The sequence below is a fragment of the Algoriphagus persicinus genome, assembly GCF_035156415.1.
GTDB lineage: Bacteria > Bacteroidota > Bacteroidia > Cytophagales > Cyclobacteriaceae > Algoriphagus > Algoriphagus persicinus.
Genome location: NZ_JAYEEY010000028.1, coordinates 50472 through 58315, shown reverse-complemented (window position 1 = coordinate 58315; position 7844 = coordinate 50472). Strand labels below are relative to the sequence as shown.

Below are 7844 nucleotides of genomic sequence, written 5' to 3'. Positions count from 1 at the left end.
CTGACCGGATTCCTGCCATTTACAATACAGGGAATAATACGCTTCGTTGCTTATCTTTTTCATCCTGCAACATTATATATTTAGAACTCCTATATCAATATGGTTTTGTCGGACGCATACAAATGGATGAAGGTTTTGAATAACCTGCCTGAAAAACTGAAAGAATAAATACGGTATGGAATCCTACAGCAACCGAAGATCAAAACCGACTGAAAACTTTCCATTGTGACATTAATGCTCAACAATCAACCTACGGTCGGCAAACCTGAAATCGTCTATAGTTCTACTTTGGCAATAAAGGATTTGGGTATAAGCTTTAATCCTGTAAATATCCCTTTAAATAACTATTCATCCTGAAAACTTTGAACTACAACAGAAACCGACAACCTAGGCAAGAATACCAAAAAAGCAAAATCATTGAATTGAAAAGCTGAGGTAATACATTTATTGAAATCATATGCCAGAAAAAAGAACCGTAAGTATTATGAATAAAAAACATTTTTAACAATGCTAACTACCTTGATCCTTTTATTTAGTTGCCAATCAACTGATAAGAATTCGATTTTAGAGAAAAATAAAGAAGTTGTCTTGGAGTATCACAAAATTTGGAATGGGTGTGAAATTGACAATTTAGATGATATACTAACTTCAGACTTTGTTTGTCATTATTTAACAAGTGAAGAATGGACAGGCATTAAAGAATCAAAAAAAAACAATTTCAGACTGGAGAACAATCTTTCCTGATTGGCATGAAGAAATAGTTGGTATCGTTCAAGAAAAAGATAAAGTCGTAAACCGATAAGCCCAATTATAAAATTTAATATGAAATATTTACCCCTGTTAATTCTAATAGTACTTATCCTCATCCTAAGTATTTTAGACGTATCCGCTCAGGTAGAATGGTTATCTACTCCAGAAAGTATTAACCAATTTCGTGAACAAGTAGAACGAATAAAACCTGATTCATCAAAATTTGATGTTGATATTTATGATAAAACTATTCAATTAAAAGGTAGACAAGTGGACATTCGAATATATAATTCGGATGTAAACACCATAAAGCCTGGATTAATTTATGTTCATGGAGCTTGCTGGGTTGCAGGAAGCCTCAATAGTCATGATGAAATTTGTAGATACCTATCTAAAAAAACGGATGTGGTTGTAATAGCAATTGATTATCGACTAGCACCTGAAAACAAATATCCATCTTCACATAACGATGTCTATGATGCATCAGAATGGATATTTAACCATTCCAAAGAACTGGGAATTGATAAGAATAAATTTGCCATATCGGGTGAAAGTGCTGGCGCTTATTTTGCCGCAGCTACAGTCTTAAGAGCAATTGATACAGAAGACAGTCCTGAATTTCGGTTCCAACTTCTTGTTTATGCTGCCCTTGACGGGGGTGGGTCATCATGGACTGAATGTAAGGACTTATATTTTACAAGCAAAGAAGAAGTTAGAAGTAGATATGGCTCACCTCTCTGGTCTGATAATCTTACTAGGATACCTCTGACCTTTAATATTTTTGGTCAGTATGAAATATCAAGGGCTGAAGAAGAACTATATATCAGAAAATTAAAAGAAAATGGAGTGGAAGTTAAAAGCTTTATGTATAAAGACAACGGACATGATGTGGTAAATTGGGGTTCTGTCAAATCTGAAACAGACGCTCATTTAAAAGCTATTGAATACATAAAAGAAGGATTTGGATTAAAATAAAAATTCCTAACAATGTATAAAAGCAAATCGAGTTGGAATCCGTTTCTGCTATTATACTAAACGTCAAGCAAATAAAACTATCCGAATTGAAGAAAAAACTAAAGTCATTATCAATTATCAGCTTGATTATTTTGTCATCATGCTCTAAAGAATTGACATCTATTGGAAATCTGTCCTCCGCAGAAAAGGAAACGGTCTACAAAGAATTAAAAGATCTCTCCTACGGCACAGATGCGGAACAGGTCATGGATATTTACCTTTCCAAGCAGGCAAAATCCTTTGGTAAACGCAATTACACGATTGTCTTTCTCCACGGAGGAGGCTATTATTTTAGCGACAAAAGTCAGGAGGAAAGATACATCGAACCTTACCTGAGGAAAGGCCTGAATGTAGTCAATCTGAATTACCGTCTTAAAATAGGCGTTCCCCTGGCCACAGCTGATTTGACCCATGCCTTGAATTTTCTCAAAGCCAATAATGCTGACTATGGATTGAATTTGGACAATGTGATTGTGACAGGATTTTCTGCGGGCGCGCACATTGCGACCAATGTTGGCCTTGCGCAAAACAACCCCGAATATCCTTATAAACTTAGTGAAGGCATTGCGATCACAGGCATTATCAACTTTTCCGGCCCAGTGGATGGGTTGGATGTGGTGGAAAGAATATTTACTGAGCATGAGAATGAACAGTATAAAGCCGTAGGCCGAGCACTATTCTCCCCTGCCGATTATGAATCAAAAGAAAATATCGCCATCTATGAACCGATCACTTATTTTGACCCAAAAGATCTGCCCATTTTTCTCTGGAATGGAGGCTTGGATGATCAGATTCCTCCCGTGACTTTTGAAAAGTTCGTTTCCCTGCTATGGAAAAAGAAAGACATTCTACTCTTTATACCCCATGGAGGACATAACCCGACGAAGGAAGAATTGGAATATGCAAATATCGAGATATTTAAATTCTTGAATAATTTATAAAACGAAAGAAAATTCTGGATATATAGGGTAAATTGAAAATACATTCAGCCTCAGGCTAGCTAAATATTGATATGGCAGTTTTGGGCTTGAAAAAGTATTAATCCAAACCACCATTGATTAAATTTTTCAGGAGAATAAGGCAAAAATTACTAGAACAGGGAAACCTCAAAAGGTATCTGATTTATGCTATTGGAGAAATTCTATTGGTAATCATCGGTATTTTGATAGCGCTATTTATAAATGACTGGAGAAATGACTTGAATGTTCAAAAAACAGAAGCCTTGATCATAGAATCCCTTCATATCGAATTTTCTGCAGGTAATGTTGCAATTCAGGAATTCATTGAAATAAATGAAAATATCATTACCACCAATAAAAGTTTACTATCCTACTGCCTGAATGTTGAAACCGAATTTGATGAGCCTACTTTCGACAGCTTATTTTATTATGCAGCATGGTCAGAGAGTTTAAGGCTTAACCAAGGAGTGTTTAAAGAACTTCTAAACACAGGTAATCTATCCAAATTGTCCAATACCAAGCTTAGAGTTTTATTATCCTCTTGGGATGAACTTTTAGAAAAAGTAGGGAGATCAGATCAAGTGGGATTGGATTACCTCCAAGATAAATTAATGAATTATTTTGATCAGAATCTTTCCTATGCGATGATGTCCAAAGATGAGAAATTAGGATTGGGAAATTTGCAGCTAAAAGGAAGGGAAAGAAGTATAGATAAGATCAGCGTAGCAACAGATTTAGAGTTTGAAAATTTTATTTTCAATCAAATCTGGTTTACTCAGAGTAAGGTGAATAGGGCAAAAGAATTACTCGCCTTAAATATTGAAATCATAGACGAGATTCAGAAAGCAAGATAGGTAAACCATTCTACTGAAAACATATACATCAACCTACCATGGAAAAAGGATTTAAAAATATTGCTTTATTCTTTGCTGTCACTGCCGCAATTGTTCTCATTGGTTTTTTTCCCACCTACTTATCCCATTTTCCATATTTTGAAGGTTTTGTGGCCTTACACCATTTCCATGGTTTTGTTATGGCATTGTGGTTGGTGGTTCTCATTGTTCAGCCCATCCTGATCAACAAGAGGAAATACCATTGGCATCGCTTGATTGGGAAATTTTCCTACGTTCTCGTACCTATTATTGTGATTTCAATGGTGCTTGTGTATCAAAGGTCATTTGTCATTAGCGTCGCAGAAAATGGGACAGACCATATCAAGAGTCTTTCCATGTTGTTTTTACCCCTGACGGATATTCTACCATTTACTGTTTTTTACCTATTGGCAATAATCTATAGGAAGAAGGTAGCCAATCACCTAAGGTTTATGATTTCTACAGCTATAGTGGTTGGTAGTGCGGGAATTGTAAGAATATGTATGGTTTGGTTGGGAATGGATTTCGTTGGGGCAATGTATGCCAATGCCGTACTGATGATTTTGGTTTTAGTTGGGCTGGTTATGTATGACTTATATCATAAAAAACTTTCTGAAAACAAGTCATTCGTAGTTGCCTTACTTGTTTTGGGCATTCCCAATTTGCTTTTGATGTATGTTCCTTATACAGCATGGTGGCAGTCCTTTACGGAGGGAATAGTAAAAGCCATGAATTGAAAAAATGTATTGAAAATTGATAAACCCTGATTTGGCAATGATTACATAAAATTTCTAAAAATGGAAAAGGCATATAAAAATTTAGGGTACTTCTTCCTGCTTTTGGTTCCATTTGCTTTTTTGGGATTTTATAAAAGGTATTTAAGTCAATTTCCGGAATTTCAGGAGACCACAACCTACATTCATATACATGCAGCAATTGCTTCAATTTGGCTTTTTATGCTGATCATTCAGCCCTTTTTGATAAGGAACAGGAAATATAAGCAGCACCGGATAGTTGGAAGGATTTCATATTTTGTTTTCCCCTTGCTCATTCTTTCATTTATTCCTGGAATCATGCGGATGGCAAGTTCTGGTAGCCCAAATTTATTTTTCCCTTTATCAGATGCCATCATGTTGATTATTTTGTATTCGTTGGCAATATATCATAGAAAGAATGTTGCAAAACATATGAGATATATGATTGGCATCGCATTGGTATTTCTTGACCCTACGCTGGGTAGAATAGGTGTGTTGCTTTTAAATCTATCGGATAACATAAATCAGAATGCGCTCTGTGTGCTGATTTATCTGATACTGATTTCATTGATATTGCTGGATAGAAAGAATGAAAAGGATTACCAACCTTATTTGTTGATTCTCTCATTATGGATAATCCATCAAATTACCTTCAATTTGATATTTTGACAACAAAAGAAAGAACAGCAACAAAGCAAAAAATGAAAACGAACCACCAACAACGCATAAAATAACTAAAAAGAAATCGATGAGAATCACTTCATTTCCAACACTTGCTTTAGCTCTTTTAATGTTATTTGCATGCAATCAAGGTAAGGATGCCGAAAATAAAATGGAAAAAAATGAAGGGTTAGAAATAGCCAAGAAGGAGCTACTGATTTCCACCGTAGAAACCTACATAAAAGGAATTAAGGAACGGGATTTTTCAATAATACCTTATGCTGAAAAGGTTACAATGCGTACTCCATTTACCAAAAATGGTACTAAAATACAATTAAAAGGAAAGGAAGCATTGTTTAATGAATGGTGGAAACCACTTCTATTAACACCGAATGCAAAAGAAGTGGTCTTTAAAGTCACGGATTATTACTTTAATGAGTCATTAACAAGCATAGTTGTAGAAAGTGTCGTGACTGATTACAATGCTGAACCACCTGCTATCGTCTATGTTGCCGAACGATTTACCTTGAATGAAGCAGGTGAAATAATTGACCAAATCAATCATATAGATGTGCGTGATGTTTTGACGCCTGGATGGTCTGAAAAATAACGGATAATTTAAAGAAACAGCCATGACAACCCACCCAAATAGAATTTCATTTTCCCCTACCACTGTCAAAACCCACATTAAATTGGATAATATACTATCTAATCATAGGCCTTCTGTAGGACAATATGCAACTACGTTTTCCCGGTTAATTTTAATGATGATGTTTGCCTTAGCAATGAAAACAGCTGAGGCTAAAGTAGTCCGGGTGGTGGTTGAGAAGCGTGTACTGTTAGCAAATGGACATTTCTTTGGCAATGTTGGCCAATATGAAAAAATAAGGGGTACAATCCATTACGAGGTTGACCCGGAAAAGCCTGCAAGTGCAGCGATAGTCGATTTGGAATTTGCGCCAAAAAATGTTCGGGGAATGGTGGAGTTTTCCGGAGATTTTATGCTGCTAATACCTCTTGATATGAGCAAGGCAAATGGACGATTGGTTTATGAGGTCAATAACCGGGGGCGCATCTTTACTTTTGCCAGTCTTAATGGAGGTCAATTAACCAATAACCCTCAAACATTAGAACAAGCCGGTGATGGGTTCCTTTTACATCAAGGATACAGCCTTCTTTTCAGTGGTTGGAATTGGGATGTGACTGAGGGAGATGACAGGTTTCAATTTGAGGTGCCCTATGCTAAGGATGGAGAGCAAAGCATTAGGCAAAAAATAGCAGCAGAGATTGTTAATAATATGAGTTTGAAAGCTTTGCAAACTATGCCTTTGGCAAAGCAAAGCCGTGGTTATCCCTCAGCAAATTACCCGAATAATAACAGGGATGTGCTGACTGTCAGAGATACTCCTGAAGGGAAGAGAACAATAATCCCAAATGATCAATGGAGTTACTCATCCCAAAAAGGCGATGAAATTTTTGTTGACTCCCTAAGTTTATATTTTAAAAATGGATTTCAACCGGGGGAAATTTATGAGCTGATCTATGAGGTTAAGAATCCAAAAGTTGCGGGGCTAGGTTTTGCCGCAGTAAGGGATATCTTATCCTTTTTTAAATATGAGTATGAGGATGCTTTCGGTTTTCACAATCCACTGATTGCTGAAACCGAACTCGGGAAAGAACTTGCCATCAAATACACTTATGTGTTCGGATACTCTCAGCCCGCTCGTTTCATTGCACATATGCTTATGCAGGGTTTTCATGTGGACGAAAAAGAAAGAATGGTTTTCGATGGCGCCCGTATTCATGTGGCTGGAGGTGGTAAAGGTGGTTTTAACTCCCGTTTTGTCCAGACGACCCATCATCCCTTAGATTTGCAAGGCAATTATATGCCGGCTGATTATCCGCCGTTTAATTTTCTTGCAGACGATGATCTTGGTTCAGGTGGCGAAAATGACGTATTGGCTGTGGCTAAGAAGCTCGGCAAGATGCCCAAGATTCTGATTACCAACTCAGCATTGGAATACTGGAACCGTTCGGCATCACTAGTCCATACCACCATAGATGGAAGCAAGGATGCTAGTGTTCACAAAAATGTTAGGATTTATTTGATCAATGGCGCCCCACATGGTCCTACTCCAAGGAGATACCTTGAAGTTGCCCAGCATTCATTAAGTATTATAGATTCCGGGCCTTTATTAAGATCCTTTCTAATTATGATGGATGATTGGGTTACAAAAGAAATAGAACCTGCGGATAGCAGATATCCGAGGATTGACCGTGATGAATTGATCACCGCTGCAGAACACAAGCAGCTAATGCCGGCCATTCCGGGTATGCGGCATCCGGGCAGAAACTTCCAGCCTCCGATATGTGACTATGGGCCCGAATTTTGGAACAAGGGTATAATGAGCAACATTCCACCGGTGGTCATTGGGCACTACCCTACCCTTGTACCTGCAGTAGATAAAGACGGCAATGGAATTGGGGGCATCAGACTACCGGATATTACTGTCCCCCTAGGCACATACCAGGGATTTAATCCCCGCAGAAATGAAGCAAATGCTCCAAACTACATGACCAGCTTTTTTGGTTCTTTCTGGCCTCTAGCTTCGACACAAGCTGAGCGGGAAAGTAGCGGCGATTCCCGCCTAAGCCTCGAAGAGCGATACGATGGAAAAGAGTCCTATGTTAAAAATGTGATTATTGAAACAAACAAATTGCTTGGGGACGGATTGCTGACGCAGGAAGACGCTGATAGAATCATTGCTGATGCAAAAGCGAAAATCTGGCCACCAGTGATGCTGGAAACATGGCCTTTCTGGAAGTAGCAATAA

At 37.7% G+C, this 7844-nt stretch carries 7 protein-coding genes; all 7 read left to right on the top strand.

Annotated elements, in window-relative coordinates:
* Nucleotides 1–822: 822 nt before the first annotated feature.
* On the top strand, nt 823–1725 hold the full coding sequence (locus U3A58_RS18320; protein ID WP_323825849.1) for an alpha/beta hydrolase: 903 nt from the start codon (nt 823–825) through the stop codon (nt 1723–1725).
* An 86-nt stretch (nt 1726–1811) separates the two neighbouring features.
* Complete coding sequence (locus U3A58_RS18315; protein ID WP_323825848.1) at nt 1812–2705, top strand: alpha/beta hydrolase; 894 nt, start codon at nt 1812–1814, stop codon at nt 2703–2705.
* Nucleotides 2706–2818: 113 nt separating this feature from the next.
* A complete protein-coding gene (locus U3A58_RS18310; RefSeq protein WP_323825847.1) occupies nt 2819–3577 on the top strand; it encodes a hypothetical protein in 759 nt (252 codons plus the stop codon).
* Between the two features lie 38 nt (nt 3578–3615).
* Nucleotides 3616–4332: a hypothetical protein gene (locus U3A58_RS18305; protein ID WP_323825846.1), complete on the top strand. Its 717-nt coding sequence runs from the start codon at nt 3616–3618 to the stop codon at nt 4330–4332.
* Nucleotides 4333–4392: 60 nt separating this feature from the next.
* On the top strand, nt 4393–5019 hold the full coding sequence (locus U3A58_RS18300; protein ID WP_323825845.1) for a hypothetical protein: 627 nt from the start codon (nt 4393–4395) through the stop codon (nt 5017–5019).
* Nucleotides 5020–5098: 79 nt separating this feature from the next.
* Nucleotides 5099–5620 (top strand): hypothetical protein, encoded by a 522-nt coding sequence (locus tag U3A58_RS18295; RefSeq protein WP_157370083.1) that lies wholly within the window; start codon nt 5099–5101, stop codon nt 5618–5620.
* A gap of 82 nt (nt 5621–5702) precedes the next feature.
* Nucleotides 5703–7838, top strand: a complete 2136-nt coding sequence (locus tag U3A58_RS18290) for an alpha/beta hydrolase domain-containing protein (RefSeq protein ID WP_323825844.1) — start codon at nt 5703–5705, stop codon at nt 7836–7838.
* The last annotated feature ends 6 nt before the right edge of the window (nt 7839–7844 follow it).

What these genes read in the sequence shown, in the direction of transcription:
- U3A58_RS18305 (WP_323825846.1), top strand. Translation starts at nt 3,616, where the DNA reads ATGGAAAAAGGATTTAAAAATATTGCTTTATTCTTTGCTGTCACTGCC.
- U3A58_RS18320 (WP_323825849.1), top strand. Translation starts at nt 823, where the DNA reads ATGAAATATTTACCCCTGTTAATTCTAATAGTACTTATCCTCATCCTA.
- U3A58_RS18300 (WP_323825845.1), top strand. Translation starts at nt 4,393, where the DNA reads ATGGAAAAGGCATATAAAAATTTAGGGTACTTCTTCCTGCTTTTGGTT.
- U3A58_RS18295 (WP_157370083.1), top strand. Translation starts at nt 5,099, where the DNA reads ATGAGAATCACTTCATTTCCAACACTTGCTTTAGCTCTTTTAATGTTA.